The 26,001-nt window shown below is 75.2% G+C and carries 29 protein-coding genes, 1 tRNA gene and 1 riboswitch; of the genes, 20 read left to right on the forward strand and 10 right to left on the reverse strand.

Annotated features, from left to right (window positions below; genetic code table 11):
- Positions 1-30 precede the first annotated feature (30 nt).
- From lhgO to ACIRBX_RS05550, 5 genes are all read left to right on the forward strand, one after another.
- Positions 31-1,233: an L-2-hydroxyglutarate oxidase gene (lhgO, locus tag ACIRBX_RS05530; RefSeq protein ID WP_402293908.1), complete on the forward strand. Its 1,203-nt coding sequence runs from the start codon at positions 31-33 to the stop codon at positions 1,231-1,233.
- 144 nt (positions 1,234-1,377) lie between these two features.
- The gene (gene trmB / locus ACIRBX_RS05535) at positions 1,378-2,208 is read left to right on the forward strand and encodes a tRNA (guanosine(46)-N7)-methyltransferase TrmB (protein ID WP_402293909.1); all 831 of its coding nucleotides are present in this window, start codon (positions 1,378-1,380) and stop codon (positions 2,206-2,208) included.
- 131 nt (positions 2,209-2,339) lie between these two features.
- Positions 2,340-3,596, forward strand: coding sequence for a PrsW family intramembrane metalloprotease (locus ACIRBX_RS05540; RefSeq protein WP_402293910.1), 1,257 nt, complete (start codon positions 2,340-2,342; stop codon positions 3,594-3,596).
- Between the two features lie 46 nt (positions 3,597-3,642).
- A tRNA-Met gene (locus ACIRBX_RS05545) sits at positions 3,643-3,716 on the forward strand.
- A 583-nt stretch (positions 3,717-4,299) separates the two neighbouring features.
- Entirely contained in the window at positions 4,300-5,232 is a 933-nt protein-coding gene (locus ACIRBX_RS05550) for a hypothetical protein (protein WP_402293911.1), read from the forward strand.
- Here the strand turns inward: ACIRBX_RS05550 and ACIRBX_RS05555 are convergent.
- The 3 genes from ACIRBX_RS05555 to ACIRBX_RS05565 all read right to left on the reverse strand — a co-directional run bounded on the left by ACIRBX_RS05555 (position 5,213) and on the right by ACIRBX_RS05565 (position 7,477).
- Entirely contained in the window at positions 5,213-5,935 is a 723-nt protein-coding gene (locus ACIRBX_RS05555) for a class I SAM-dependent methyltransferase (RefSeq protein WP_402293912.1), read from the reverse strand. The genes ACIRBX_RS05550 and ACIRBX_RS05555 overlap by 20 nt on opposite strands.
- A 68-nt stretch (positions 5,936-6,003) precedes the next feature.
- Positions 6,004-6,711, reverse strand: coding sequence for a sensor domain-containing protein (locus tag ACIRBX_RS05560; protein WP_402293913.1), 708 nt, complete (start codon positions 6,709-6,711; stop codon positions 6,004-6,006).
- Positions 6,712-6,967: 256 nt separating this feature from the next.
- Positions 6,968-7,477 carry a GNAT family N-acetyltransferase gene (locus tag ACIRBX_RS05565; protein WP_402293914.1) on the reverse strand — a complete coding sequence of 170 codons (510 nt, stop codon included), beginning with the start codon at positions 7,475-7,477 and terminating at the stop codon, positions 6,968-6,970.
- Between the two features lie 65 nt (positions 7,478-7,542).
- On the opposite strand from ACIRBX_RS05565, the gene ACIRBX_RS05570 reads away from it, so the two are divergent.
- Complete coding sequence (locus tag ACIRBX_RS05570) at positions 7,543-8,415, forward strand: hypothetical protein (protein WP_402293915.1); 873 nt, start codon at positions 7,543-7,545, stop codon at positions 8,413-8,415.
- Between the two features lie 44 nt (positions 8,416-8,459).
- Here the strand turns inward: ACIRBX_RS05570 and ACIRBX_RS05575 are convergent, their stop codons facing one another.
- Positions 8,460-9,365, reverse strand: a complete 906-nt coding sequence (locus ACIRBX_RS05575; protein ID WP_402293916.1) for a M23 family metallopeptidase — start codon at positions 9,363-9,365, stop codon at positions 8,460-8,462.
- Positions 9,366-9,377: 12 nt separating this feature from the next.
- Positions 9,378-9,537: riboswitch (cyclic di-AMP (ydaO/yuaA leader) on the reverse strand.
- A 211-nt stretch (positions 9,538-9,748) separates the two neighbouring features.
- Between ACIRBX_RS05575 and ACIRBX_RS05580 the strand changes: the two genes are divergently transcribed.
- Entirely contained in the window at positions 9,749-10,039 is a 291-nt protein-coding gene (locus tag ACIRBX_RS05580) for a YiaA/YiaB family inner membrane protein (protein ID WP_402293917.1), read from the forward strand.
- 49 nt (positions 10,040-10,088) lie between these two features.
- Here ACIRBX_RS05580 and ACIRBX_RS05585 read toward each other — a convergent pair whose 3' ends face one another.
- A complete protein-coding gene (locus ACIRBX_RS05585; RefSeq protein WP_402293918.1) occupies positions 10,089-10,286 on the reverse strand; it encodes a 4-oxalocrotonate tautomerase family protein in 198 nt (65 codons plus the stop codon).
- A 94-nt stretch (positions 10,287-10,380) separates the two neighbouring features.
- Between ACIRBX_RS05585 and ACIRBX_RS05590 the strand changes: the two genes are divergently transcribed.
- The 12 genes from ACIRBX_RS05590 (at position 10,381) to ACIRBX_RS05645 (ending at position 21,430) form a co-directional block, all read left to right on the forward strand.
- Complete coding sequence (locus ACIRBX_RS05590; RefSeq protein WP_402293919.1) at positions 10,381-11,205, forward strand: alpha/beta fold hydrolase; 825 nt, start codon at positions 10,381-10,383, stop codon at positions 11,203-11,205.
- Positions 11,205-11,777, forward strand: a complete 573-nt coding sequence (locus ACIRBX_RS05595; protein WP_402293920.1) for a TetR/AcrR family transcriptional regulator — start codon at positions 11,205-11,207, stop codon at positions 11,775-11,777. Before ACIRBX_RS05590 ends, ACIRBX_RS05595 begins: the two co-directional genes overlap by 1 nt.
- 137 nt (positions 11,778-11,914) lie before the next feature.
- The gene (locus ACIRBX_RS05600; RefSeq protein WP_402293921.1) at positions 11,915-12,118 is read left to right on the forward strand and encodes a hypothetical protein; all 204 of its coding nucleotides are present in this window, start codon (positions 11,915-11,917) and stop codon (positions 12,116-12,118) included.
- 108 nt (positions 12,119-12,226) lie between these two features.
- A complete protein-coding gene (locus ACIRBX_RS05605) occupies positions 12,227-13,354 on the forward strand; it encodes a PP2C family protein-serine/threonine phosphatase (RefSeq protein ID WP_402293922.1) in 1,128 nt (375 codons plus the stop codon).
- A 244-nt stretch (positions 13,355-13,598) separates the two neighbouring features.
- Positions 13,599-15,827, forward strand: a complete 2,229-nt coding sequence (locus ACIRBX_RS05610) for a SpoIIE family protein phosphatase (protein WP_402293923.1) — start codon at positions 13,599-13,601, stop codon at positions 15,825-15,827.
- Positions 15,828-15,990: 163 nt separating this feature from the next.
- Positions 15,991-17,265 (forward strand): sensor histidine kinase, encoded by a 1,275-nt coding sequence (locus ACIRBX_RS05615; protein WP_402295246.1) that lies wholly within the window; start codon positions 15,991-15,993, stop codon positions 17,263-17,265.
- Positions 17,249-17,662, forward strand: a complete 414-nt coding sequence (locus ACIRBX_RS05620) for a roadblock/LC7 domain-containing protein (RefSeq protein ID WP_402293924.1) — start codon at positions 17,249-17,251, stop codon at positions 17,660-17,662. The genes ACIRBX_RS05615 and ACIRBX_RS05620 overlap by 17 nt, the downstream gene beginning before the upstream one ends.
- Positions 17,659-18,003 (forward strand): DUF742 domain-containing protein, encoded by a 345-nt coding sequence (locus ACIRBX_RS05625; protein ID WP_402293925.1) that lies wholly within the window; start codon positions 17,659-17,661, stop codon positions 18,001-18,003. The genes ACIRBX_RS05620 and ACIRBX_RS05625 overlap by 4 nt, the downstream gene beginning before the upstream one ends.
- The gene (locus tag ACIRBX_RS05630; protein ID WP_402293926.1) at positions 17,981-18,604 is read left to right on the forward strand and encodes a GTP-binding protein; all 624 of its coding nucleotides are present in this window, start codon (positions 17,981-17,983) and stop codon (positions 18,602-18,604) included. The genes ACIRBX_RS05625 and ACIRBX_RS05630 overlap by 23 nt, the downstream gene beginning before the upstream one ends.
- A complete protein-coding gene (locus ACIRBX_RS05635) occupies positions 18,601-20,049 on the forward strand; it encodes a cytochrome P450 (protein WP_402293927.1) in 1,449 nt (482 codons plus the stop codon). Before ACIRBX_RS05630 ends, ACIRBX_RS05635 begins: the two co-directional genes overlap by 4 nt.
- Positions 20,046-21,122 (forward strand): cytochrome P450, encoded by a 1,077-nt coding sequence (locus ACIRBX_RS05640; RefSeq protein WP_402293928.1) that lies wholly within the window; start codon positions 20,046-20,048, stop codon positions 21,120-21,122. The genes ACIRBX_RS05635 and ACIRBX_RS05640 overlap by 4 nt, the downstream gene beginning before the upstream one ends.
- Before the next feature lie 74 nt (positions 21,123-21,196).
- Complete coding sequence (locus tag ACIRBX_RS05645; protein WP_402293929.1) at positions 21,197-21,430, forward strand: hypothetical protein; 234 nt, start codon at positions 21,197-21,199, stop codon at positions 21,428-21,430.
- A gap of 88 nt (positions 21,431-21,518) precedes the next feature.
- Here the strand turns inward: ACIRBX_RS05645 and ACIRBX_RS05650 are convergent, their stop codons facing one another.
- The 3 genes from ACIRBX_RS05650 to ACIRBX_RS05660 all read right to left on the reverse strand — a co-directional run bounded on the left by ACIRBX_RS05650 (position 21,519) and on the right by ACIRBX_RS05660 (position 23,443).
- On the reverse strand, positions 21,519-22,331 hold the full coding sequence (locus ACIRBX_RS05650) for an isocitrate lyase/phosphoenolpyruvate mutase family protein (RefSeq protein ID WP_402293930.1): 813 nt from the start codon (positions 22,329-22,331) through the stop codon (positions 21,519-21,521).
- A 167-nt stretch (positions 22,332-22,498) separates the two neighbouring features.
- The gene (locus ACIRBX_RS05655) at positions 22,499-22,840 is read right to left on the reverse strand and encodes a DoxX family protein (protein WP_402293931.1); all 342 of its coding nucleotides are present in this window, start codon (positions 22,838-22,840) and stop codon (positions 22,499-22,501) included.
- Between the two features lie 123 nt (positions 22,841-22,963).
- Positions 22,964-23,443, reverse strand: coding sequence for a carboxymuconolactone decarboxylase family protein (locus ACIRBX_RS05660; protein WP_402293932.1), 480 nt, complete (start codon positions 23,441-23,443; stop codon positions 22,964-22,966).
- Positions 23,444-23,492: 49 nt separating this feature from the next.
- Between ACIRBX_RS05660 and ACIRBX_RS05665 the strand changes: the two genes are divergently transcribed.
- Entirely contained in the window at positions 23,493-24,929 is a 1,437-nt protein-coding gene (locus ACIRBX_RS05665) for a PLP-dependent aminotransferase family protein (protein WP_402293933.1), read from the forward strand.
- 19 nt (positions 24,930-24,948) lie between these two features.
- Here ACIRBX_RS05665 and ACIRBX_RS05670 read toward each other — a convergent pair whose 3' ends face one another.
- A complete protein-coding gene (locus tag ACIRBX_RS05670) occupies positions 24,949-25,086 on the reverse strand; it encodes a DUF6126 family protein (RefSeq protein ID WP_402293934.1) in 138 nt (45 codons plus the stop codon).
- 13 nt (positions 25,087-25,099) lie between these two features.
- A complete protein-coding gene (locus ACIRBX_RS05675) occupies positions 25,100-25,687 on the reverse strand; it encodes a helix-turn-helix domain-containing protein (protein ID WP_402293935.1) in 588 nt (195 codons plus the stop codon).
- Positions 25,688-26,001 lie beyond the last annotated feature (314 nt).

Consider the following 26,001-nt stretch of genomic DNA (forward strand, 5'->3'; position numbering starts at 1 on the left):
GGCAACGGGCCGGGACCGAGGGGCGGGTTCATGAGCGAGAAGTACGACGTCGTGGTGGTGGGCGGAGGCATCGTCGGGCTCTCCACCGCGTACGCGCTGACCCTGGCCCGGCCGGGGGTGCGGGTCGCGCTGCTGGAGAAGGAGCCGGAGTTCGCCGCCCACCAGACCGGGCGCAACAGCGGCGTGATCCACAGCGGCGTCTACTACAAGCCCGGCTCGCTGAAGGCGAAGTACGCCACCGAGGGCGCGAGCGCGATGGTGGAGTTCTGCCGCGAGCAGGGCATCGCGCACGAGGTCACCGGCAAGCTGATCGTGGCCACCCGGGCCGACGAACTCCCCCGGCTGGCCGCGCTGACCGAGCGCGGCCGGGCCAACGGCATCCCGGTCACCGAGCTCGGCCCGGCCGGTATCACCGAGCACGAGCCCGAGGTCACCGGCGTGGCCGGGCTGCACCTCGGCACCACCGGCATCTGCGACTTCCCGGCGGTGGCCCGCCGCTACGCCGAGCTGGCCGCGAAGGGCGGCGTCGAGCTGCTCACCTCGACCCCGCTCACCCTGGTGCACCGCCGGGCCGACGGGCTGACCCTGCACGCGGGCTCCCGCGAGCTGCACTGCGAGGTGCTGGTCAACTGCGCCGGCCTGCACAGCGACCGGATCGCCCGGCTGGCCGGGGACGACCCGGGCGTGCGGATCGTCCCGTTCCGCGGCGAGTACTACGAACTGGTCGAGCAGCGCCGGTCGTTGGTCCGGGGCCTGGTCTACCCCGTACCGGACCCGGCCTTCCCGTTCCTCGGCGTCCACCTCACCCGGGGCATCCACGGCGACGTGCACGTCGGCCCGAACGCGGTGCCCGCGCTGGCCCGCGAGGGCTACGACTGGCGCACCGTCAGTCTCCCCGACCTGGCCGAGACCGCCCGCTTCCCCGGCACCTGGAAGATCGCCCGCCGGCACTGGCGCTACGAGCTCGGCGAGCTGCACCGCTCGCTCTCCAAGCGGGCCTTCACCACCGCCGTCCAGCGCCTGCTGCCCGCCGTGACCGCCGCCGACCTGACCCCCGCCACGGCCGGCGTCCGCGCCCAGGCCGTCGCCCCGGACGGCACCCTGCTCGACGACTTCGCCTTCGCCGGCACCGGCCGCACCGTGCACGTCCTGAACGCCCCCTCCCCCGCCGCGACCGCCTCGCTCCCGATCGGCCGCGAGATCGCCTCCCGCGCGCTCTCGGCCCTCGGCTGAGGCGAGCGGCGGCACGGATGCACGGCCGCACGGCGGACGGCACGGACGGCGGGCGGCGCGGACGGGGCAGCCGGGTGGCCGGGCCCCACGCCCACCGGCACGACCGGACCGGTCCGGCGGCCGGTGTCCTAGACTCGGGTGATTGTGACTGCCACCGCCCCCGCACCCCAGAGCTCCCCGTCCGCGCGCCTGTCGGCCGCCCCGGCCGGCTACCCCGCGCCGATGTACCCGCACCGGGCCACCGAGGAGCAGCACCGCGAGCACCGCATCCGCAGCTTCCAGCCCCGCCGGGGCCGGATGACCCCGGCGCAGGCCGGGGCGCTGGACCGGGGCTGGGAGCGGTACGGGTTGGCGATCGACGGGACCCCGCTGGACCTGCCGGCGCTGTTCGGCGGACTGCCGGTGACCCTGGAGATCGGCTTCGGGATGGGCGAGACCACCGCCGCGATGGCCGCCGCCGACCCGGCCACCGGCATCCTGGCGGCCGACGTGCACACCCCGGGCCACGGCAACCTGCTCCAACTGCTGGAGCGCAACGGCTCGGAGAACGTCCGCCTGGCGGCCGGCGACGCGGTGATCCTGCTCCGCGACATGCTGCCGGACGCCTCGCTGGCCGGTCTGCGGGTCTACTTCGCCGACCCGTGGCCGAAGCCGAAGCACCACAAGCGCCGTCTGGTGCAGCAGTCCTTCCTCGACCTGGTGCTGCCCCGGCTGGCGCCCGGCGCGCTGGTGCACTGCGCCACCGACTGGGAGCCCTACGCCGAGCAGATGCTCACCGTGCTGTCGGCCTCCGCCGAGCTGGAGAACCTCCACCCGGAGGGTGACGGCACCGGCTGGCTGGAGCCGTCCGAGCACCCCGAGGGTTCGGTGCCGGGCTACGCCCCGCGCCCGGACTGGCGGCCGGTCACCAAGTTCGAGCGGGCCGGGATCGCCAAGGGGCACGTCGTGCACGACCTGCTGTTCCGCCGCCGCTGACCCTCCCGGCCGCCGTCCGGCCGCCCGCCCCGCCCACCGGATCCGACGCCGTATCACAGCGCTTCCGGTCAGGTGCCGGGTTTGTCCGGAGCCCTCCCGCAGCAACGGGTGGTTCCCCTACCCTGTGCCGGGTGAGCAGCCCGCCCCGTGGCGGCCCGCCCCTCCCCACGGCCGCGGCCGGGGGTCGCGACGCCACCGCCGATCCGCTCCCGCCCACGGCCGGAGCCCCGACGATCCCGGGGCCCCGGGTGCGGCGGGCGGGCCGGTCACTGCCCTGGCACCCGTACGTCCGGGTGGAGCACCTGCTGCGACGGGCCCGGTCACTGCGCTACCCGGCGCTCTCCTCGGCACTGGCCGCCTTCGCGCTCGCCGGGTGCGGGGTGCTGATCCTGAAACTGGTGCACCGGCAGACCGGCACCACCGGGCTGCTGGTCGGGCTGGGGCTGGCCCTGCTGCCGCTGCCGTTCGTGCTGGGGGCACTGGCCTGGCTGAACCAGACGGCCCGGGTGCCGCTGCGGCACACGCTGTTCTGCCTGGCCTGGGGCGCCTGCGCGGCCACCACGGTGGCGATCCTGGCGAACGGCTGGGCCGGGGACTTCCTGATCGCCCGTCAGGGCAGCGTCCGGGGCGAGACCCTGCTGGCCGACGTGGCCACCCCGCTGATCGAGGAGGCGGCCAAGGGCGCGGCGCTGGCGATGCTGCTGCTGCCGGTCCGCCGTCGGCTGCGCTGCCACGTGGAACGCACCTGCGCGGTGCTGGCCCGGCGGGCCCACCTGCCGGCCCGGCGGATCACCCGGGTGCTGCGCCCGTACCGGCGGCCGGACTTCCGGCCCCGGGTCCGGCCCGCGTACTTCCGCCGGCCGGCCCGGACCCCGGCGCACCGGCGGGCCCGCTCCAGCCCGCGCACGCTGGCCGCCGGGGTGGTGCTGGGCGGGGTGACGGCCTGCGGCTTCGCCTTCACCGAGAACGCGCTCTACCTGGGGCGGGCCTTCACCGACGACCAGCAGGACCGGCTGGACAGCATCGGCCTGGGCGACCGGCCGAGCCTGCGGGACTTCGACTCCACCGTGCACACCTTCGTGCTCCGCGGGCTGCTCTCGCCCTTCGCCCACCCGCTGTTCACCGCGCTGACCGGCCTGGGCATCGCCATCGCGCTGACCACCGGCCGCCGCTGGGCGGCCCGGCTGGCGGCGCCGACCGGCCTGCTGCTCTCGATGGCCCTGCACGGCGCCTGGAACGCGGCGGCCGGCGAGGGCACCCGGGGCTTCCTGCTGGTCTACGGGCTGCTGATGGTGCCCTGCTTCGCCGCGCTGGTCTGCTTCGCGCTCTGGGCCCGCAGCCGGGCCAGGTCGCTGCGGCACCGGGAGCCGCCGGCCGGTGCCGGCTGACCGATTTTGCTTCCGGGCAGCTCTCCCGTACTGTTGGGTTCACCGACGCGGGGTGGAGCAGCTCGGTAGCTCGCTGGGCTCATAACCCAGAGGTCGCAGGTTCAAATCCTGTCCCCGCTACTCAGTAGCACCGAAGGGCCTGACGGATCATCCGTCGGGCCCTTCGTCGTGCCCGGACCGCCCGCCTCCCACCTCCCCCGACGGGGCATCCACCAGCGCGTTCCGCACCGGCTCCGCACGACCGCCCCCTGCCCGGCACCGGCCGGCGGGGCGACCGTCGGAGAAGCCCCCGGGAGCAGCCTGACGGGCCGTCAGACAGCTCCCGGGAAAAACCCGTTGTGCGCACCGACGGCCGCTGCCTACAGTGGGCGCACACTGAAAGGAGGTGATCCTGAGTTGAGTTCTTTCAGGATGCGTGAGGTGGCTGCTCGCTAGAGCCGCCCCTGCCTGCGCAGGACCCGAGGGCGTACGACCTCCGGCGGCAGGCGAATCCCAAGCAGTCACCCGGCCCGTGGTGCTCACCGGTACATCCCCGGTGCCTCGACGGTCCGCCCCCACCCGGGGACGGTCCGCCCGAGGAGCAGCCCACGGGCCGTCTGCGTGCCCGGACCGGCCCGTCCGTCCTGCCGAACGGCGTGTACGCCCTGCCCGGACGGTGAGCGGTCGGCTACAGTCGCAGCGACTTCGGGGAGGGGTGGGCGCGGTGGACCTACGGCAGGACGGTGCGGCGAAGGTCGGTCTGGGCTCGGTGGTCGGGGCCGGACTGCTCGGACTGGGGCTGTACGCCTCGACCAGCGCCGACTGGGCGGGCGCGCTCGGCGGCGGACTGGTGGTGGCCGCGACCTTCGCGGCGGCGGGGGCCGGAGTGGGCTTCCTGTTCGGCATCCCCCGGCTGCTGACCAGCGGCGCGGCGGCCCGGCCGGACGACCTGAGCGCCACCTCGACGGGCAGCTACTCGCCCAACACCAACCTCGAACAGGTCTCCGACTGGCTGACCAAGATCCTGCTGGGCGCCGGACTGACCCAGATCGGCTCGCTGCCCGGCCTGCTCCGCGACCTCGGCAGGTCGCTGGCCCCCGTGGTGGGCAACGGCCCCGGCGCCTCCGCCTTCGCCGCCGCGCTGACGGTCTACTTCACCGTGATCGGCTTCCTCGGCGGCTGGCTGCTCACCCGGCTCCGGCTGGCCAAGGCGCTGTCCACCGCCGACCGGCAGACCCTGGACGACTCCGTCCGGCAGACCGTGGCCCGGGCCCGGGAGCTGAACTTCTCCACCGCCGAGGTGGAGAAGCTCTTCGCCACCCAGACCGAGGGCCTCCAGGTGCAGGCACTGGCCCTGCTCCAGGGCGACCCCGATCCGGAGAACTACCACCTGATCCTGCGGGCGGTGAGCAGCGAGCTGCCGCCGTTCGTGCTGCTCCAGGCACTGCTGGCGGCCCGGGCGGCCGTGGAGCACGGCGGGCTCGGCGAGGAGCAGCGGCGGGAGCTGCGCTTCGTGGTGGAGAACAAGCTGCGCAACGACCGGGCGGTGCCACCGGATTCGCGCCGCCGGGTGGTGGCCGGTCAGATCCTCAAGCTCCTCGCGGTGGTGCCGGAGCAGAGCAGGGGCGGCCCCGAGGTCACCGCTCCCGTGCGCTGACGGCCGAGCGTCGGCGGTGGTCGGCCCGGCGGAGCACCAGCACCCGGCGGGTCCGGCCGTCCTCCGGCCGGGCGAACCGACGCACCTCGCTGGCCACCTGGTGGTCACCGAGCCGGGCCCGGAGCGCGGGCAGGTGCGGGCAGGGCACCGCCGAGCCGTCGTGCAGCGGGTGGACCCGGACCTCGCCGTCCGGCGCGGTGACCCGGACCAGCTCCAGCAGGCCCGCCAACTGCCGCTCCGGCGGGAAGAGTTCGGGGTAGGCGAAGAGCAGGTAGCCGCTCAGGGTGAGGGCGAAGGTGCCGTCCGCGAACGGCAGCCGGGGCAGCGCGGCGGCCACGTACCGCTCGGGGTGGGCCGCCCGGTCGGCGGCGAACAGCGCCCGGGCCCGGTCCCAGCTGCGCAGGTAGCGCTCCGGCGGCCGGGCCCGGGCCGAGGGATAGAGGTGCGGGGCCTCGGCCATCCGGACGGCCATCCGGGTCCGGGCCTCGGCCGTCAGCGCGGCCAGGGCGGCCGGATCGGCGCCGTACACCGGATCGGCGGCCACCACCGTGACGCCCAGCGTCCGGGCCTCGGCCACCAGACCGGCACCGCCGCCGGGGCAGTCGAGGACCGGGCCGGGGAGCGCGGCCAGGCCGGCTCGGGTCAGGTCGAAGAGGCCGCAGTACTCGTCGAGCGGGCGGGAGGTGACCAAGGTGGTGCTCACCCGCTCATCGGAGCACGGCTCCCGGGGTGGCGCTCGGCGGGAACCGGGGGCCGGGGGCCGGGGCCGCGTCAGCGGCAGAGTGCCCGGATGGCGAGGCGGTTGACGTTGGTCAGGCCGCGGATCAGCGGCGGCGAGAGCAGCAGGAAGACCAGGCCGACCAGGCAGACGCCGATGATCTGCCAGTTGGAGGTCAGGTAGTACTCGTGGTGCACACCGGCGTCGGTGGTGAAGTCGTACAGCCGGTACCCCGGCCAGTCGGTGTAGCGGGCGAACACCCACTGGTAGGCCGGGAACGCCGCCAGCACCCAACCCACCGTCAGGGTGACCACCGGGAGCACGAACGCGACGATCGACCAGGGCAGCATCAGCACCTGGTACAGCGCCGCCCGCCAGCCCAGGCCGTCCGCCAGCCGGGCGGTGACGCCGCCCCAGACGCCGGGCCGGCTCCGCCGCACCGGCTGCGGGTCGCCGACCTCGGTGTGCAGCAGGGTGCGGGCGCGGTGCCGCTCCAGCGCGGCGAAGCCCCGGCCGAAGGAGGTCAGGGCCGCCAGCACCGGCAGGCCCAGGACGGTGACCAGCAGACCGGCCCCGGCCGCGAACAGCGCCACCGTCACGGCGAAGCCGACCACCGCCAGTGGCAGCGCGGTGAGCAGGAAGCCCAGCTCCCGGTACGGCTCCGCGCTGATCGGTGCCCGCCACAAGCCCGGCCGGGCCGCGTCCCCCGACCGGTCGCCGTGGCGCACCGCCGCGTAGTGGTGGTGGGTCTGACTGGTCATCACCGGCTCCTCGTCCACTGCCTGCCCTCCTGGCTCGCCCTCCTACGATCCCAGCGGAGCCGGTCCCCCGGAATGAGGTCCCCCGGTGGACCGAAGGTAGGGCTGTCCCCACCCCCCGGCTGCCCTCGGCTGCCCGCAGGGCAGACAGGGGCGCGGGGAACTGCGCGAAACGGAAGACCACCACCCGACCGCCGGGTACGGACCCCCACCTGCACACGACCCGCCGCACCAACGGCAAGGGCGCGGGACGCGCGCCCTACCGCGCCAAGAGCACGTACCGCTCCGTGGCGCGGTCCAGGTGGAAGCCGGCCCGGAGGAGCAGCCGGGTGGAGGCGGTGTTGGCCGGGTCGACCCGGGCGGTCAGGCGGGTCAGGCCCAGGACCTCGAAGGCGAGGGCCCGCAGCAGGGCGACCACCTCGGTGCCGTGGCCACGGCCCCAGGTGTCGCGGCGCAGGGCGTAGCCGATGGCGGCGGCCCGGCCGGGCTCGACGGTGAGTGCGGCGGTGCCGATCGGCGGGGCGTGCTCGGGCGGGCCGTCGGCGAGGAGGGTGACGGCGAGGCGGTACTCGGTGCGGGGGCTCTCCTCGGCGAGGTCGAGGGCGAGGGCCAACTGGTCGGCGCAGGTGTCGAGGTCGGCCGGGCCGAAGTCCAGGTACCGGGCGGCGGCCGGGTCGCCGTGGACGGCGTGCAGCGCGGCGGCCTCCTCGGGGGTGCCGTGGTGTTCGCGCAGGGCGAGCCGGGGGCCGGTCAGCCGGACGGGCATCATGGGCCCGACCCTACGCGGGCGGTGCCGCAGCCTCCCGACGGTCCGTCACCGGATACCGTACGAGGGTGAACCACGAGGACCTGCTGCTCAGCCCCCGCACCCGCGCCGACGACCTGCTCGACTGGGCCGCCGCCGAGGGCCGGCCGCCGGTGCCCGAGCCGGCCGTGCGCACCGTGCTCGCCCTGCTGGAGCTGGGCGACGGCCGGATGCACGACGGTTTCCCGGAGTTGACCTCGGCGGTGCTGGAGCAGCTGCTCTACGAGCGGCTCTACCTCTACGTGCAGCCGGAGTCCGAGCCGGAGGCGTACGGCAGGGCGGTGGAGCTGCTGATCGACCACCAGCGGGCCACCAAGCGGCTGAACGCCAAGCGGCAGGAGAAGCTGCACGCCGAGGCGGAGTGGCAGGGCGAGCTGCTCTGCGGGCTGCTGCGCCAGCCGCACCTGGTGACCTGGCCCCGGCTGTACGCGCTGCTGCTGCGGGCGGACGGGGTGGACACGGCGGACGGGACGGCGGTGCGGGCCTGGCTGGACGGCTTCCGGGAGTTGACGGAGCAGCAGCGGGCCGAGGCGTTCGCGGGTCTGGACGGGCTGGACGAGGTGGACTCGGACGGCGGCTGGGGACCGACCCGGACCATCTCGGTCGGGATGGCCACCGACGGGGCCCGGATGCTGCTGGAGAACCGGCTGATGCAGCGCTCCTACCGGAACCTGGCGGGGCTGAACGCGCTCGGGCTGCCGATGCCGGAGGAGCTGTCCGGGGACTTCGACGCCTTCGAGGCGGCGGTGGCCGAGGAGGCGCTGCGGCTGTGCGGCGAGTGGACGGTGCCGGGGCTGGCGGCGCTGCTGGTGCACGAGTACCCGGACCTGGCGCCGGAGCCGGGGCACCAGGAGATCGACGAGTACCTGACGGCCCAGGGGTACCAGGCCGACGAGGAGTAGGACGCGGACCCGCCGCCCGGAGCGGCGACGGGTCCGACGGTGCGTCAGGGGTTGAGGCCGTGACCCCGGAGCCAGGTCAGCGGGTCGACCGGGGTGGCGCCGCCGGGGCGGACCTCCAGGTGGAGGTGGGCACCGGTGACGTTGCCGGTGGCGCCGACCTTGCCGAGCACGGTGCCGGGGGCGACCGGGCCGGAGGCGACGGTGATCGAGGAGAGGTGGCAGTACCAGACCTCGGTGCCGTCGGGCAGGGTCTGGATCACCCGGTAGCCGTAGGCGCCGGACCAGCCGGCCGAGCTGACGGTGCCTCCGCTGACGGCGGTCACCGGGGTGCCGGTGGCGGCGGCGAAGTCCAGGCCGGTGTGCAGGTGGGACCAGTACGAGCCGGACTGACCGTAGTGCGCGGTCAGGTGGTAGCCGCTGGTCGGCAGGGTGAACGCGCCGGCCCGCTCGGCCTTCTCGGCCTCCGCCTCGGCGGCGGCTTCGGCCTGCGCGGCGGCTTCGGCAGCGGCCTCGGCGGCAGCCAGCTCCCGGGCCTGGGCGGTGCGCCTGTCCTCGGCCTCCTGGGCGGCGGCCAGGCGGGCGGTCTCCTCGGCGGAGGTCCGCTGGCCGTCGGCCTGCTGCTGGATCCGGGCGGCGAGTGCCAGGCCCGGGTCGGCGGAGAGCGGGCGCTCGGCGGCGGCGCGGTCCTCCGGGGTGCCGTCCTCGGCCGGCTGGTCGGCGGCGGCCACCGCCGGCGGGGCGGCGGGAGCGGCGGCGGCCGGGGCGGCGGCGGCGAAGCCGGTGGCACCGAGCGAGGCGGCCATCGCGGTGACGCCGATCAGCGGGCCGGTGCCGCGGGACTGACGGGGCATCCGGTGCCGGGCGGCCTCCGGCGGCAGCGGGTGGTCGAGCAGCTGGGTGCTGCCACTGCCGTCGTGCCGGGGGTGTGCCGGGGTGTGCGTCGACGCCACGGAGGCGCGCTCCTTTCCTTCCTTCGCGCCTACCGGGTTAGCTGACGGGTTCGGAGCAGGAAGGTCTCCTACGACCGGGTGGGGCCCGGTCGATTCACCCCAAGGAACGTGGTTCCCCGGCTCCCGTGTCCGCCCGGTGGGGGCGAACGGTGGGATTAGGCGACGGCGCACGGTGCCGTTCGGGTACGGCGTTGCCGACCGCGCTGCGTTATCAAACGTTAATCCTAGGAGCCCATGATTCCAAGCGGCTTGAGTGGTGCAGTCCATCTCTTTCTGACGGACCGTGACCCGGGGCCGTCGGGCCGGTACTCAGCGTGCCGCACGGGCCACGGTTGAGCATCCGTACTCAGGTGCGGCGAAGGGGAGTTGGCCATCCTGGGGACATGACCGCAGCGACCCAGCCCCGGACCACCAACGCCTACTACGCCCAGGCCGTGCTCTCCTTCGCGCTGGCCTCCACCTCCCTCGCCATCGGGGTGATCTACCTGCCGGTGAACGCCTGGATGCGGGGGTTCCTGGCCGTCGGACTGCTCTGGGAGATCAGTTCCGCGTTCACCCTGGCCAAGGTGATCCGGGACCGCCAGGAGGAGGGGGAGATCACCACCCGGGTCGACCAGGCCCGGCTGGAGAAGCTCCTCGCCGAGCACGACCCGTTCCGGGTGGACACCCCCTGACCTCCCCCGAGCCCGCGACCTCCCCCGGCCCCGCCGGCCTGAGGAGCCGTCAGCCCTTGGCGCGCTTGGCGGCGAAGGTCTCGCCGGCCGAGGACCAGTTCTCGGCCGGGATCTCCTCGATGGCCACCCAGATGTTCTCCGGGCTCACCCCGGTGATCCGCGCGTAGGTGGCGGTGAGCTCGCGGGCGATCTCGGCCCGCTGCTCCTCGCTCCGGCCGGACAGCTGCTTCACGTTGATGAACGGCATGACGCCCCTTCCACGATCACGGACTGCTTCGGTCCGCACGCTAGCACCGCCGCACCGCTTGACGGCTAAGGCTATTAGCCTTAGCTTTTGAAGCATGGCGACCACGACGCACCCCGCGACCCGCTACCTCGACCTCCCCGGCGGCCGGCTGGCCTACGACGACACCCCGGGCACCGGCCTGCCGGTCGTGCTGCTTCCCGGCATGCTCGACTCCCGCACCGTCTACCGCCACCTGCGCCCGCTACTGGCCGCGGCCGGCCACCGGGTGATCACCCTGGACCTGCGCGGCTTCGGCGAGTCCTCGATCGGCTGGCCCGACCACTCCCCCGCCGCCCTGGCCGGTGACGTGCTCGCGCTGCTCGACCACCTCGGCATCGAGCGCGCCGCGCTGGCCGGGAACTCCTACACCGGGGCCACCGTGGTGAAGGCCGCCGCCGACGCCCCGGAGCGGATCGCCGGCATCGCCCTGATCGACGCCTTCGTGGAGAACCTCCCCCCGACCGCCGCCCAGCGCGCCCTGCTCAAGGTGCTCGGCCTCGCCCTGGTGCACGTCCCCGCCGCCTGGGGCCTCTACCTGGACAAGGCGTACCCGGCCGCCGCCCGGCCGGCCGACTACGCCGCCTACCGGGCCGCCTCGGTGGCCGCCCTGCGCACGCCCGGCCGGAAGGGGGCCACCCGGGCCTACGTCACCGGCGACTCCTCGCCGGTCGGCTGGACGGCCGGGGTGCGCTGCCCCGCACTGGTCCTGATGGGCCACCAGGACCCGGACTTCCCGGACCCGGAGGCGGTGGCCGACCGCCAGGCGGCGGCCCTGACGGCCCGCAAGGTGATGATCGACGGCGCCGGCCACTACCCGATGGCGGACCACCCGCAGGCCACCGCCGACGCCCTGCTGCCCTTCCTGCGCGAGGTGGGCTGATGCCCAGGGTCGGACTCACCCCCGCCGGCGTGGTGGCCCACGCCGTGGAGCTGATAGACGGTCAGGGGCCCGAGGCCCTCACCCTCGCCTCGGTCGCCGCCCGCGCGGGCGTCGCCACCCCCTCGCTCTACAAGCACGTCCCCGGCGGCCTGGCCGAGCTGCGCCGGCTGGTCGCCGTCCGGGTCACCGAGGAGCTGGCCGAACGGCTGGCCCTCGCGGTCGACGGGCTGCACCGGGACGCCGCCGCCGGCGCGCTGCTCGGGGCCTACCTGGACTACGCCGAGCAGTACCCGCGCCGGTACGCCGCGCTGCCGCAGGCCCCGCAGGAGGACCCCGAGCTGACCGCCGCCGCCGGCCGGCTGGTCGGGGTGATCCTGACCGTGCTGGACGGCTACGGGCTCACCGGCGAGGAGGCGGTGCACGCCGCCCGGGCGGTCCGTTCGACCGCGCACGGCTTCGCCTCGCTGAGCGCGGCCGGGGCGTTCCGGCTGAGCGCGGAACTGACGGTGACTCGGGAACGTCTGATCGGGGTAGTGGTCGGGGGGCTGCGAGGGTGGCCGACGGGGGGTTAGCGCGTGGCGGAACGGGCGTTCACCGGAACGGTATCCGTTCGGGTGGTTTTCGATACCGAACCGTCGCCGTGGCCGGGTGAGACTGGCAGCCTTCCGGTACGTACCCGGACCGACGCACCAGCCCGAAGGACGTGCGCATGACGCAGACCACGCCCGCCGCCCGGACCGCCACCGGTCTGGTGCCCGCGCAGCGCACCCAGCAGACCGGCCCCGGCCGCGCCCCGGCCACCGCCCAGGTCTCCCCCGCGCGCCGCCTGCTGGCGATCGCGCTCGGCATCCGCTCGCTGCGCAGCGTCCCGGCCCGCCCGCAGGAGCCCTACGGCGAGTCCGACGGGCAGTAGCCCACCGCACCCGCCCCGGGCGTAGGCCCGTCGGCGCAAGCCGGGAGGCCCCGCGCCGGGCCGCTGCTTACAGTGGGCTGACGGAAGGTCAGCCACGGCGGAGGTCAGGTGCCCGCAGTCACCACGATGGCCCGGCAGCTCTCCGACCGGCTGCGCCGCGGCCCCGGCGGGCGCTGGTTCAGCCAGCTCCTGGACGGCGACGCCGCCGCCGAGAAGGCCGCGCTCGGTCTGCTCTCGGTGCTCACCCTGCTGTTCACCCTGCTGGCCGTCGTCGTCCCGGACGGCTGCCCGCCCTCCGCGCTGGTGCTGCCGGTGATCCTCGGCGGCTTCCTGCTGCACACCCGCCGTCAGCTCGTCCTGATGGTGCCGGTCCTGCTCGGGCTGGTCGCCTGCTTCCTCTGGCGCGAGCCGCTCGGCCTCACGCCCGGCTCCGCCTGGGTGGTGATCGCGGCCTCCGCGACGGTGCTGCTGACCTCCCGGCACCGCAGCCGGCTCGGCCTGCGCGGCACCCGGGGCGACTCGATGCTGCTGGAGCTCGCCGAACGGACCGGCGCGCTCGGGCGCCTCCCGGAGCACCTGCTGGACTGGCGCTTCCACCGGGCCCTGTCCCCCGTCTCCGGCACCTTCTTCTCCGGGGACTTCCTGCTCGCCGCGCACCGGCCGGAGCAGGACCTGCTGGAGGTGGTGCTGGTGGACGTGTCCGGCAAGGGCAGCCGGGCCGCCGCCCGGTCGATGCACCTCTCCGGGGCGTTCGCGACGCTGCTCGGGTCGGTGCCGCCGGAGGCCTTCCTGCCGACCGCCAACGACTACCTGTGCCGGCTGGGCTGGGAGGAGGAGTTCGCCACCGCCGTCCACCTGGCCCTGCACCCCTCGCACGGCGGCTACCGCCTCTTCAACGCCGGGCATCCGCCCGCCGCCCACTACCACCGGGCGGACGGCGGCAGTTGGCTGCTCGCCGCCGACGGCGGCGGCCCGGCGCTGGGCATCCTGCCCGGCTCCCGCTACCCGCCCGTGCACGGCGAGCTGACCCACGGCGACTCGCTCCTGCTCTACAGCGACGGGCTGGTCGAGGTGCCCGGCGAGGACATCGACGACGGCATCAGCCGCCTGCTGGCCGCCGCCGCCCCGCTGCTGCGCACCGCCACCGGGGACCCCGCCGCCGACCTGCTCGCCACCGTCGCCCCGGACGTCGCCGACGACCGCACCGTGGTCGTCGTCCACCGCCGCCTGGCCTGACCACCACGCCGCCGCCCGGCGACCGCTCCTGACGCTCCCTCAGCTGCGGGGCTTCCCCCGAGCGGGCGGGCGGTGCCGTCCGGGTGGGGGAAGCCGGGCCGGACGGGGAACCGGGGGCGGGGCTGGAACGTCCCTTTTGCGAGGTGCCCGGGCGGGGTCGGCACGTGCGGTGGAGGCGCCGGACGGGCGGGGCCGCAAATAGGATGGGCGCACCACCCCGCGCGCGGAAGGGCCGGCGTTTCCGATGGACCTGACCGAGCCGTGGCTGGCCGCCGAGGAGGGGGCCGCGCGCACCCAGGGCCCCCGGACGGTGATGCGCTGCGTGCGGCTGCTGCTGCGCTCGCACGGCGCGGCCGACCTGCTCGCCACGGTGCTGTCGGAGGGCCCGGGCTGGATCACCGGCGAGGGTTCGGCGCTGTACCTGACGGACAACGACGGACTCCTGCGGCTGGCCGCCTCGCACGGACTGCCGGACTGGGCCCGCGAGCGGTACGACGTGGTGGACCCGGCCTCGGACCTGCCCGCCGCGCTGGCGCTGAGGCGCCGCGAGACGGTGCTGCTGAGCCCGGAGCAGACCAGCGCGGACTACCCGCAGACGCACGCCGGCCGGGGCACCGGCCTGGTCGCGCTGGCCGTGCTGCCGCTGGTGGTGGACGGGGCGGCGATCGGCTCGCTCGCGCTGTCGCTGGCGCACCGGGGCACCGTCCCGCGCCGCGACCTGGACGTGCTGGAGACCCTCGCGGAGGCGGTCGCGCACCGCATCTCGCACCTGATCGGCCACGTCCGGGCCGCCGCCGGGCCGATACCGCCGGGCGTCCGGGCGGGCTCCGGGACGGCCGGCCCACCGCTGCTGGCGATGGCGGCCCGGGCGGCGGGGGCGGGCGCGTTCGAGCGGGACCTGGTGACCGGCGAGACCAGCTGGGACCCCCGGGCGTACCGGCTGTTCGGCCTGGAGCCGCCGCCGGAGGCGGAGACCGCGCCGGCCCCGCAGATCTCCGAGCTGGTGCACCCGGAGGACCTGCCGGACCTCCAGGCGGCGATGGCCGAGGCGCTCTCGGCGGGCGGCCCGTACCGCTTCGCGTACCGGGTGGCCCGGCCGGACGGCGGGGTGACGCACGTCCGGGAGGACGGCGAGGTGATGCTCGACAGCCACGGCCGCCCGGTCCGGGTGGCGGGGCTGATGACGGACCGTCAGCGGGCCGGGGCGCCCGCACCGCCGCGGGCCCCGGGGGCCGATCCGGCGGGGGCCGGGGCGCGGTCGGCGCTGCTGCTGGCGCTGACGGGGACGCTGTCCCGGGCGGTGACGGTGCGGGACGTGACCACCGCGATGACGGACATCGCCCGCCCCGCGCTGGGTGCCTCGGGGCTGGTGCTGGACCTGGTGGACGAGGGCCGGCTGCTGCCGATCTCGCAGGAGGTGTTCGGCGGGCCGTACCGGAGCGAGCTGAGCCGGCTGCACGACCTGTCGGCGGGGGTGATGCAGTCCTCGCTGACCAGGTCGGTGCCGCTGTTCAGCGAGCCGGGCGGGCAGCGCCGGGAGGGGCCGCTGACGCCGCCCGCCTGGGCGGTGCTGCCGCTGGTGGCCTCCGGGCGGCAGGTCGGGTCCTGCCTGATCACCTTCGCCACCGAGCGGGTGTTCAGCCGGGAGGACCGGACGATGTACTCGGCCTTCGCCGGGATCCTGGCGCAGTCGCTGGAGCGGGCCCGGCTGTACGACACCCACCACCACCGGGCGACCGAGCTGCAGCGGGCGATGCTGCCGCGCAGCCTGCCGACGGTGCGCGGGGTGGTGGCGGCGGCCCGGTACCTGCCGAGCACCGAGGGGATGCAGATCGGCGGGGACTGGTACGACCTGCTGCGGCTGGCGGACGGCAAGGTCGGCGTGGTGATAGGCGACGTGCAGGGGCACAACGCCGAGGCGACCGCGGTGATGGGCCAACTGCGCAGCGGGCTGCGGGCGTACGCCACCGACGGGCACGATCCGGCGGCCACCCTGGCCCGGACCAGCCGGCTGCTGGCGGAGCTGGACACCGAGCTGTTCGCCACCTGCCTCTACCTGGTGCTGGACCCGGCCACCGGGCAGCTGACCGGGGCGCGGGCCGGGCACCCGCAGCCGGCCCGGGTGGCGGGCCACCGGGCGAGCCAGCTGGAGCTGCCGGGCGGACCGCCGCTGGGCGTGCAGCCGGGCGGGGAGTACCCGCTGACGACGGGTCGGCTCGGGGTGGGCGAGACGCTGCTGGTGTACACCGACGGTCTGGTCGAGGACCGGGCGGAGGACTACGACCACTCGGTCCGGCGGATGCTGGACGGGCTGGAGCTGTGGAGCCGCCGGACCGGCGGGCCGACCAGGGCCACCCCGCAGGCCGGGCTGGAGCGGTTGGCGGACCTGCTGACGCTGAACGTGACCGAGCGGAGCTCGCGGCCGGACGACGTCGCGCTGCTGCTCCTGCACCGGGTACCGGTGCTCGACTGAAATTACCTGCGGGTACCGAAAATTGACGGTGTACCGCCGCCGACCTGCACCGATGCGTCAGAGCCGGTCGGCGACGCCCCGGCATCCGGTCCGATGAGGTCACTGAACGTCAGATCCGTTCATACATCCGTAGGATGACCACCCTAGAATTCGCCGCGTGACGATGACTCAGTGGATCGCGGCGGCCCTCGGAGCCGTCGCCGTCCTCGCCTTCCTGACCGCCGCCCGGTACCGCGCGGTGGGCCGGACCCTGCGGGCCGCACTGGCCGAGCGGGAGCGCGAGAACGCCGAACTCCACGCCCGGTCCCGGGCGGAGGCCGTCCGGCGGACCACCGAGTCGGCCGCCGTCCAGCGCGAGCAGGAGCTCAACGCCAACACCCAGCGAGCCTTCCTGAGCGTCGCCCGCCGCATCCTGGTGATGGCGCACGACCAGCAGGCCGGGCTGGACGAGATGGAACGCAACCACGACGACCCGGAGTTGCTGGAGGGCCTGCTGCGGGCCGACCACGCGGCGGCCCAACAGGCCCGGCTGGCCCAGACCCTGGCGGTGCTCTGCGGCGCCCGGGCCGGGCGGCACTGGCCCGAGCCGGTGGCCCTGGAGGACGTGGTGCGCGGTGCGCAGTCACGCATCCTGCCGTTCCAGCGGGTGGTGGTGAGCAGCCGGATCGAGACCGCCGTGATCGGCGCGGCGGCCGAGGCCCTGATCCACGCGGTGGCCGAGCTGCTGGACAACGCGACCCGCTACTCGCCGCCCAGCACCCAGGTCTTCGTCACCCTGATGCCGGTGCACAACGGCGCGGTGATCGAGATCGACGACGGCGGGGTCGGGATGGCCGAGCACGCCGTCGAGAAGGCGGCCGGGGCACTGGCCGGGGGCTCCGCGCTGGAGCTCTCCCGGCTGGGCGAGGTACCGCAGTTGGGCCTCGCCGCGGTCGGCCGGCTCGCCGAGCAGTACGGCTTCCGGGTCACCCTCAGCTCGGCCCCCTCGCCGTACGGCGGAGTGCGGGTGGTGGTGCTGCTGCCGTCCGCGCTGCTCACCGAGCCGCTGACGATCCCGGCGGCGCAGCCGGCCAGGACCGCGCCGCCGGAGCCGGTGGAACCGCCGCCGGTCTCCGGCAGCAGCCTCCCGCGCCGCGCCAACCGCCGCGGTGAGCCCGCGGCCCGGGCCGGCCGCGACGCCGGCCGCGACCAGGGCACCGGAGCCGGCGCACCCGGGGGCGACCCCCTCGGCCCCTCCGGCGGCACCCGCTCCAGCACCACCGGCGGCGCCCCCGTGCCGCCTCGCTCCGCCCGGGAGGCGCGCGCCTTCATGTCGCTCTTCCAGGCGGGCACCACCAGCGGCCGGTCGGCCGCCGGACGCCAGCAGGACAGCTTCTCCCAAGCTCTCTCCCCCGAACTCCCCAAGCGCCCCGGAGACTTCCATGACCCCCAATCCTGACCTCGGCTGGCTGCTCGCCGACATCGTGAACGTGCCCGAGGTGCAGCACGCCATCGTGGTGTCCAACGACGGCCTGGAGATCGGCCGCAGCGAGCGGATCCACCGCGACGACGCCGAGCGGCTGGCCGCCGCCTGCTCCGGGCTGCAGTCGCTGGCCCGGGGCGTGGCACAGGGCTTCGGCGGCCCGCAGAGCGCCACCCGGCAGATCGTGGTGGAGTACGGCGGCGGCTACCTGTTCGTGGTGGCGGCCGGGGCCGGGGCGCACCTCGCGGTGGTGACCGGGGAGGCGGTGGACGCCGGGCTGGTGGCGTACCAGATGCAGGTGCTGGTGGAGCGGATCGGAGCCCACCTGACCAGCCCGCCCCGGGTGGAGCAGGCGGCCGGGAGCAGTCGGTGAGCGCCCCGGGCGGGCCGGTCCGGCCGTACGTGATCACCGGCGGCCGGAGCCGGCCCAGCCGGAACACGCTGGCCCTGGAGAGCCTCGTCGCGGTCACCGGCGCCGAGCCCGCCCCGGGCCTGAACCGGGAGCAGCTGCGGATCATGACGCTCTGCCGGGAGCTGCTCTCGGTGGCCGAGATCGCCGCCCACCTGCGGCTGCCGCTCGGCGTGGTCCGGGTGCTGATCGGCGACCTCTGGGACGCCGGAGCCGTCCACGTCCGCCCACCCGTGCCGCAGGCCGACGTCCTGCCCACCGCCCTCCTCGAGGAGGTACTCGTTGGCCTCCGCCAACTCCGTTGAGCCGCACGGCTCCGACACCCACCCGTCGTACCTGCCGGACTCCGTCCAGGGTGCGGTGAAGATCCTGGTCACCGGCCCGTTCGGGGTCGGCAAGACCACCCTGGTCGGCTCGCTGAGCGAGATCGACCCGCTCCGCACCGAGGAGACCCTGACCGCGGCCGGGGTGGGCGTCGACGACCTGACGGGCCGTCCGGAGAAGACCACCACCACGGTCGCCCTGGACTTCGGCCGGATCACCCTCAACTCCCGGCTGGCGCTCTACCTGTTCGGCACCCCGGGCCAGCAGCGGTTCTGGCCGCTCTGGGAGGACCTCTCGCGCGGGGCGCTGGGCGCCATCGCCCTGGTCGACGCGCGGCGGATCGAGGAGAGCTTCGACGTGCTGGGGCAGCTGGAGGAGCAGCGCATCCCGTTCGCGGTCGCGGTCAACACCTTCCCGGACTCCCCGAGTTACCCCGAGGACGAGCTCCGGGCCGCGCTCGACCTGCTGCCCGAGGTGCCGATCCTGCACTGCGACGCCCGGGACCGCCGGGCCTCCTACGACGTCCTGATCGACTTCGTGGACCACCTCCACTCCACCTCCGTACTGGAGCTCCAGCCATGACCAGCCCCACCCCGGAGGCGGCGGCCGGCCCGCCGCCCGGCTGTCCCGCCCACCAGCCCGCCGGAGGGCCGGCCCGGCCGGCCGCTCCGGTAACCGGCCTCTACGGCGCCGCCGTGGCCGACGACCCGCACGGCCTGTACGCCCGGCTGCGCGCCCAGCACGGCCCGGTGGCCCCGATCGAGCTGGAGCCGGGGGTGGAGGCCTGGCTGGTGCTCGGCTACCCGGAGCTGCTCGAACTCACCCGGAACGAGCAGCTGTTCTCCAAGGACTCGCGCCGCTGGCGGGTGCCGGCCGAGGGCCGGCTGCGGGCCGACTCCCGGCTGCTGCCGATGACCTCGTGGCGACCGACCCTGCTCAACCTGGACGGCGCCGAGCACGCCCGGCTGCGCGCGGCGGTGGCCGACACGCTCGCCAAGGTCGACCACCGGCAGCTGCGGCAGGCCACCGAGCAGGCCGCCGACACGCTGATCGACGGCTGGGGCCCGGACGGCACCGCCGACCTGATCGCCCAGTACGCCCGGCGGCTGCCGCTGATGGTCTTCACCCAGCTGATCGGCCTGCCGGCCGAGGCCGGGCCGCACATCGTCGAGCTGATCAGCCACTTCGTGGACAGCAGCGAGAAGTCGGTGAAGGCCAACGCCGAGTTCCAGGCGATCCTGCTGGACCTGGTGCGGCGCCGCCGGGAGGAGCCGGCCGCCGACCTGACCTCCTGGCTGCTGGCGCACTCCGCCGCGCTGTCCGACGAGGAGGCGGTGCACCACCTGGTGGTGCTGATGGTGGCGGGCAACGAGACCACCATCAACTGGACCGGCAACACGCTGCGCCTGCTGCTCACCGACCGCCGCTTCCGGGCCACCCTCACCGGTGGCCGCCTGACCGTCGCGGACGCCCTGGAGGAGGTGCTCTGGCGGGACCCGCCGACCCAGAACTTCCCCGGCCGGTGGGCGACTTCGGACACCGTGCTGGGCGGCCAGTACATCTCGGCCGGCGACATGCTGGTGCTCGGCCTGGCCGCCGCCAACGCCGACCCGGCGGTGCAGCAGCCGGCCGGCGAGGGCCTCGGCGGCAACCGGGCCCACCTGGCCTGGGGAGCCGGCCGGCACGTCTGCCCGGCCCAGCACCCGGCCCGGCTGATCGTGGAGACCGCCGTGGAGACCCTGCTCCACCGGCTGCCCGACCTCCAACTCGCCGTCCCCGGGCACGAGCTGGCCTGGCGCCCGTCCCCCTGGTCCCGCGCCCTGGTCGCCCTGCCGGTGCTCTACAGCGCCTTCACTCCCCCTCGTACCCCTGCCGTGGAAAGGCCCGCATGGACTCCGCCCTCTCCCCCCAGCCCGTCCGACTCGACCCCTTCGGCGCCGACCAGCACACCGAGAACGCCGGGCTCCGGGCGGCCGGGCCTGCGGTCCTGGTGGAGCTCCCTGGCGGGGTGGTGGTCTGGGCGGTGACGCACCACGACACCCTGCAGGGTCTGCTCAACGACCCCAGGGTGGGCAAGAACCCGCAGCTGTGGACCACCCTCCGGGAGGGCCGGCTGCCGGAGGGCTGGCCGCTGATGAACTTCGTCACCGTGCCCGGCATGGTGACCGCCGACGGCGAGGACCACCGGCGGCTGCGCGGCCTGGTCACCCAGGCCTTCACCCCGCGCCGGATCGCCGAGCTGGCCCCGGCGATCGAGGCCCGCGCCACCGCGCTGCTGGACGAGGTCGCGCTGCTGGAGGGCGACTTCGACCTGCGGCAGCACTTCGCCTACCCGCTGCCGATGCAGGTGATCGGCGAGCTGCTGGGCCTGCCGCCCAAGCAGCAGGACGAGCTGCACGAGCTCTCCAACACCCTGGTCAGCAGCTCCGCCGAGCCGGGCGCGGCGGTGGCCGCCCAGCAGGGCCTGTTCGCCCTGCTGGGCGGGCTGGCGGCGGCCAAGCGGGCCGAGCCGGGCGACGACCTGACCACCGACCTGATCGCCGCCCGGGAGGCCGACGACCGGCTGACCGAGATGGAGGTGGTCGGCACCCTGCTGCTGATGCTGGTGGCCGGGCACGAGACCACCCTCAACCTGATCACCAACGCGGTGCGGGCCCTGCTGGCCGCCCCGGACCAGCTGGCCTCGGTGCTGGACGGCACCCACTCCTGGGCGGCGGTGGTCGAGGAGACCCTGCGCTACGACTCCCCGGTCGGACAGTTCCCGCTCCGCTACGCGGTCGAGGACATCGAGCTCGGCGAGGTGACCATCCGTCAGGGTGACGCGATCCTGGCCTCCTACGCGGCGGCCGGCCGGGACTCCGGGCACTTCCCGGACGCCGACCGCTTCGACCTGGGCCGGGCCCCGGCCAAGCACCTCTCGCTCGGGCACGGCCCGCACTTCTGCCTGGGCGCCGGGCTGGCCCGGCTGGAGGCGGAGACCGCGCTGCGGCTGCTGTTCGACCGCTTCCCCGGGCTGCGACTGGCGGACGGGCCGGCGCCGGAGCCGATCGCCTCGTTCGTCAGCAACAGCGTGAAGACCCTGATGGTCCGTCAGGGCTGACCGGGGTTGGTCCGTCAGGGCTGATCGGGCCGCCGCCCGGTAACCGCCCGGGCGGCCCGCTCGTTGGACCGGCCATGCGTAAGATCACGGCGCTCGCCGCCCTCACCATGGCCGGTCTCTCCCTCGCCGCCCCGGCCGCCCACGCGGGCAGCAACATGGGCGGCAAGCTCGACTCCGGCAAGTCCGCCGCGGCCTCCAACTCGGCCGCCGAGACCTGCGTCCAGCAGATCGGGGGCATTCCGCTGCTGGGGAAGAACGCCTCGGCCGCCGCCCCGCTGTGCAGCGCGGGCACCGCCGTCCCGAAGTAGCCGGCTCGGCTCCGGGCCGCTCGGCTCGGGGTGGCTCCGGGCAGCTCCGGGTGTGGCTCGGGGCGGCTCCGGGTGTGGCTCGGGGCGGCTAGTCGGTGAACAGGGCGTTCAACTCGCCGTACTCCAGGCCGCCTTCGAGCGCCGCGTAGCTGCCGTGCGCGTAGAGCTCCTCCGCGGCCCGGCGGGCGGCGGCGTAGGCCACCTTGGCCAGCCCGGGGCCCAGGCTGATCCGGGCCACGCCGAGCGCCGCCAGCTCGGCGACCGTCGGGGCGCCGGGGCCCGCCATCACGTTCAGCGGCACCCCGGGGAGCGCGGCCACCAGCTCGGCGATCACCTTCGGGTCCCCGGCGCCGGGGACGAAGATCCCGCTGGCCCCGGCCGCCAGGTAGGCCCGGGCCCGCTCCACCGTTTCGGTGACGTCCTGGTCGCCCTGAAGGAACACGTCGGTGCGGGCGTTCAGGTAGAGCCGGACGCCGGCCTCCTCGGCCGCCGCCCGGGCCGCCGCGATCCGCTCGGCCGCCTCGGCGACCGGTCGCAGGCCGTCCTCCAGGTTCACCCCCACCGCCCCGACCGCCAGCAGCTCGGTGACGGCCCGGCCGACCCCGGCCGGGTCCGCTGCCAGCCCGTCCTCCAGGTCGGCGGTCACCGGGACCTCCACCGCCCGCACCACCAGGGCGGTCTGGGCCAGCGCCCCGGCCAGGTCGAGGCCGCCGCCGTCCGGTACGCCCCGGGTCCAGGAGACGCTGGCGCTCGCGGTGGCCACGGCGGGTGCCCCGGCCGCCTCCACCAGGCGGGCGGTCGCGGCGTCCCACACGTTGGCCAGCACCAGGGGCGTGCCCGGGACGTGCAGGCGGTGCAGGAGTTCGGCCTTGGCCCGCTGGGCGTTCTGATCGATCGTCATGCCCACCACCCTCTCAGCTCGGTACCGGGCCGACCGGCGGATTCCCGTACTCGACCCCCGGCGACGGGCACCCCGACCGACGGGAGCCGGGCTGACGAGTCCCGGACTGTCGGGTGCCGGGCCGACGGGTGCCGGACTGACGGGTGCCGGGCCGGGCGGGCACCCGGTCAGGCGGCCAGCACCAGCGCGGCGACCACCGGGGCGGCGTAGACCATCGGGAACGGCACGTGCCCCCAGGCCTTGGCCCGCAGCACGGTGAGCACCGCCCCGCCGTAGTAGGCCACCAGGCCGATCCCGGCGGCCAGGTGCAGCGGCTCGAACGCCAGCCCGGCCAGCAGGCCGAGCGCACCGGCCGCCTTGGCCGCGCCCAGCAGGTTCCACCAGCCCTTCGGCACGCCGTACTGCTCCAGCGGCTGGACCACCCAGACCTGGCGCGACAGCAGCGCGTAGGCCGAGAAGCCCGACATCAGGGCGGCGATCACGGTGACGACGGTGGTGGTGACGTTCATCTCGGGCTCCTCGTGGCGGGGTGGGAGCCGGTGCGGTCCTCGCCGCTCCGGCTGCTCTCACCCCACCGACACGGCCCGCCGGACGGATGTGACAGCCCTTCGGAGGAATCTTTTCCGGAGGGATCAACTCCGCTTCGGCGCCGGGCTCATCCGGGCCGTGACGCCGATCCGGTTCCAGGCGTTGATCGCGATGATCACGGTGACCAGCTGGGCCAGTTCGGCCGGGGCGAAGTGCTTCTCCGCCTCCTGGTACACCTCGTCCGGCACCGGTCCGTCGGCGATCAGGGTGACGGCCTCGGTCAGCGCCAGGGCGGCCCGCTCGGCGGCGGTGAAGTAGGGCGTCTCCCGCCAGACCGGCAGGGCGTACAGCCGGTGCTCCTGCTCGCCGCCCCGGCGGGCGTCAATGGCGTGCATGTCCACGCAGTAGGCGCAGCCGTTCAGCTGCGAGGCCCGGGTGCGGACCAGCTCGGCCAGCACCGGGTCGACCAGGGTGCGCGACTCCCGGTCCATGCCGATCATCGCGCGGTACCACTCGGGGGCCAGCTCCGGCATCGAGAAGCGCTGCTCGGGGGCGGTCACGTACTCGCTCGGTTCGTTGCTCATGCCTCGACCGTAGGTGCGCGGCGGCCCGCTCCCGTGGTTCATTGGGGCCATGGATTCCTGGGCCACTTTCGGCGGCGACCTGCACCTGGACCTGACCGCCGGCCGGGCCGGCGGACTCGGCCTGCGGGCCGCCCTGGAGGAGGCGCTGCGCGAGGCCGCCCGCGGCGGCCGGCTGCCGGCCGGCACCCGGCTGCCCTCCTCCCGGACGCTGGCCGCCGACCTCGGCATCGCCCGGAACACGGTGGCCGAGGCGTACGCCCAGCTCACCGCCGAGGGCTGGCTGACCGCCCGTCAGGGCTCCGGCACGGTGGTCGCCGACCGGGGCACCGCCCCGCCGGCCGCCCCTCCCGCCACCCCGCCGAGGCCACCGGCGGCCCGCTACGACCTGATGCCCGGCCGCCCCGACCTCGCCCTCTTCCCCCGCACCGCCTGGCTGGCGGCCGGCCGCCGGGCGCTCGCCACCGCCCCGCACGAGGCCTTCGGCTACACCGACCCACGCGGCCGGATCGAACTGCGCCGGGCGCTGGCCGACTACCTGGCCCGGGCCCGGGGCGTGCGCACCGACCCCGGACGCATCCTGGTCTGCGCGGGCTACCAGCAGGGCCTCGGCCTGCTCTGCCGGGTGCTGGCCGAGCGCGGCGCCCGCTCGGTGGCGGTGGAGGAGTACGGCCTGCCGCCGCAGCAGGAGGTGATCACCGCCAACGGTCTCGGCACCGTCGCCGTCCCGCTGGACGAAGGCGGCGCCCGCACCGACCTGCTCGACGGGCTGACCGGTGGCACGGCGACCGGCGCGGTGGTGCTCACCTCCGCCCACCAGTACCCGACCGGCGTGCCGCTGCGCCCGGCCCGGCGGGCGGCGGCGGTGGCCTGGGCCCGGCGCAGCGGCGGCTTCGTGATCGAGGACGACTACGACGGCGAGTTCCGCTACGACCGCCAACCGGTCGGCGCCATGCAGGCGTTGGACCCGGAGCGGGTGGTCTACGCGGGCACCGCCAGCAAGAGCCTGGCCCCGGGCCTGCGGCTGGGCTGGCTGGTGCTGCCCGCCGAACTGGTCGAACCGGTCGCCCGGCAGAAGGAGCTGGCCGACGGGCAGTCCGGCGCGATGGACCAGCTCACGCTGGCCGAGCTGATCACCTCCGGCGGCTTCGACCGGCACGTCCGGCGCTGCCGGCTGCACTACCGGCGGCGGCGTGACCAGGTGGTCCGGACCCTGGCCGAACGGGCCCCCGAGGTGACGGTGACCGGCATCGCGGCCGGGCTGCACGCGGTGCTGCGGCTGCCGGCCGGCTCCCTCAGCGACGCCGAACTGCTGCGCCAGGCAGGGTGGTTGGGTCTCTCGCTGAACACCCTGACCGGCTGCCGGACGCTCTCCGCCGGACCGGCGCCCGAGGGGACGCCGTCCGGCCTGGTGATCGGCTACGCGACCCCGCCGGAGCACGCCTTCGCCGGGGCGCTGGACGCGCTCTGCACGCTGGCGCGGCTCTGACGGACCGTCGGCCGTCCGGTCAGCCCTTGCGGGAGCCGATCTCGAAGAGCAGGGCGAGGAAGCCCAGGAACGCGTGGGTGGCGACCATGTAGATGAACACCCGCCACAGGACGCGGCGGTCGAAACGACGGCCGGGGACGGTGGTCGACTTGGCCATGGTGGTGTCCCTTTCAGTGGGGAGCGGGCAGGCAGAGACTGCTGCCCGGGCTCTGCAACAGGGTGTGCAGGAAGAGGAGTTCGACGCCGGCCGGGGAGTCGGCGGCGATGCAGTGCGGGGTGAGCGAGTCGAAGTGCGCGGAGTCGCCCGGCTCCAGCACGTGGTCCTGGTCGGCCAGGGTCAGCCGCAGCCGCCCCTTCACCACGTAGAGCCACTCCTCGCCCGGGTGGACCCGGACCACGGCGTCCTGGATGTCCGGCGGCACCTGAACGTGCAGCGCCTGCATCGCCCGCCCGGTCGCCCCGGCCCGCCGGTAGCCCCAGCCACCGGCCCGCCCGGGCTCGATCACCCCGCCCCGGATCACCGGCTCGGGCTCGTCCTGCTGCTCGCCGAGCAGACCGGAGACGGTCGTCCCGTACTCCCGCGCCAGCCCGAGCAGGGCCGGGAGGGAGGGCTGCCGCTGTCCGGTCTCCAACCTCGACAGGTACGCTGGCGAGAGCCCGACCCGGGCGGCGGCGGCCTCCAAGGTGAGGCGGGCGGCCGAACGGTGCTCCCGCAGCCGGGCGCCGAGGCCGTCGACCTCGATCTGGTCCGCGTTCATGGACCCAGTCCACCGCTTCCGTGCCCTCCGGGCAACCTTTTTGCCTGTGGGGCAAACCGTGTTTCCGGGCCTTGCGGGACGCTTCGCAGGATGCGCTCGCGGGAGGCGCCCCGCAGGGGCGCGAGGAACTGCGCGCGGGGGAACGGCACCACGTGCAACCGGCCCACCTGCCCCGATCGAACCCTCAGCCGCCTTGCGGGACGCTTCGCAGGATGGGAAGCGCCCCGCAGGGGCGCGAGGAACTGCGCGCGGGGGAACGGCACCACGTGCAACCGGCCCACCTGCCCCGATCGAACCCTCAGCCGCCTTGCGGG

The organism is Kitasatospora sp. NPDC096147, assembly GCF_044763225.1.
Taxonomy (GTDB): Bacteria; Actinomycetota; Actinomycetes; order Streptomycetales; family Streptomycetaceae; genus Kitasatospora.

Coding starts and splice junctions, on each gene's coding strand:
- lhgO (WP_402293908.1), top strand. CDS start 31: ATGAGCGAGAAGTACGACGTCGTGGTGGTGGGCGGAGGCATCGTCGGG.
- ACIRBX_RS05560 (WP_402293913.1), bottom strand. CDS start 6,711: ATGACCAGTCAGACCCACCACCACTACGCGGCGGTGCGCCACGGCGAC.
- ACIRBX_RS05565 (WP_402293914.1), bottom strand. CDS start 7,477: ATGATGCCCGTCCGGCTGACCGGCCCCCGGCTCGCCCTGCGCGAACAC.
- ACIRBX_RS05580 (WP_402293917.1), top strand. CDS start 9,749: ATGACCGCAGCGACCCAGCCCCGGACCACCAACGCCTACTACGCCCAG.
- ACIRBX_RS05585 (WP_402293918.1), bottom strand. CDS start 10,286: ATGCCGTTCATCAACGTGAAGCAGCTGTCCGGCCGGAGCGAGGAGCAG.
- ACIRBX_RS05590 (WP_402293919.1), top strand. CDS start 10,381: ATGGCGACCACGACGCACCCCGCGACCCGCTACCTCGACCTCCCCGGC.
- ACIRBX_RS05595 (WP_402293920.1), top strand. CDS start 11,205: ATGCCCAGGGTCGGACTCACCCCCGCCGGCGTGGTGGCCCACGCCGTG.
- ACIRBX_RS05600 (WP_402293921.1), top strand. CDS start 11,915: ATGACGCAGACCACGCCCGCCGCCCGGACCGCCACCGGTCTGGTGCCC.
- ACIRBX_RS05610 (WP_402293923.1), top strand. CDS start 13,599: ATGGACCTGACCGAGCCGTGGCTGGCCGCCGAGGAGGGGGCCGCGCGC.
- ACIRBX_RS05615 (WP_402295246.1), top strand. CDS start 15,991: ATGACTCAGTGGATCGCGGCGGCCCTCGGAGCCGTCGCCGTCCTCGCC.
- ACIRBX_RS05620 (WP_402293924.1), top strand. CDS start 17,249: ATGACCCCCAATCCTGACCTCGGCTGGCTGCTCGCCGACATCGTGAAC.
- ACIRBX_RS05635 (WP_402293927.1), top strand. CDS start 18,601: ATGACCAGCCCCACCCCGGAGGCGGCGGCCGGCCCGCCGCCCGGCTGT.
- ACIRBX_RS05645 (WP_402293929.1), top strand. CDS start 21,197: ATGCGTAAGATCACGGCGCTCGCCGCCCTCACCATGGCCGGTCTCTCC.
- ACIRBX_RS05650 (WP_402293930.1), bottom strand. CDS start 22,331: ATGACGATCGATCAGAACGCCCAGCGGGCCAAGGCCGAACTCCTGCAC.
- ACIRBX_RS05655 (WP_402293931.1), bottom strand. CDS start 22,840: ATGAACGTCACCACCACCGTCGTCACCGTGATCGCCGCCCTGATGTCG.
- ACIRBX_RS05660 (WP_402293932.1), bottom strand. CDS start 23,443: ATGAGCAACGAACCGAGCGAGTACGTGACCGCCCCCGAGCAGCGCTTC.
- ACIRBX_RS05665 (WP_402293933.1), top strand. CDS start 23,493: ATGGATTCCTGGGCCACTTTCGGCGGCGACCTGCACCTGGACCTGACC.
- ACIRBX_RS05670 (WP_402293934.1), bottom strand. CDS start 25,086: ATGGCCAAGTCGACCACCGTCCCCGGCCGTCGTTTCGACCGCCGCGTC.
- ACIRBX_RS05675 (WP_402293935.1), bottom strand. CDS start 25,687: ATGAACGCGGACCAGATCGAGGTCGACGGCCTCGGCGCCCGGCTGCGG.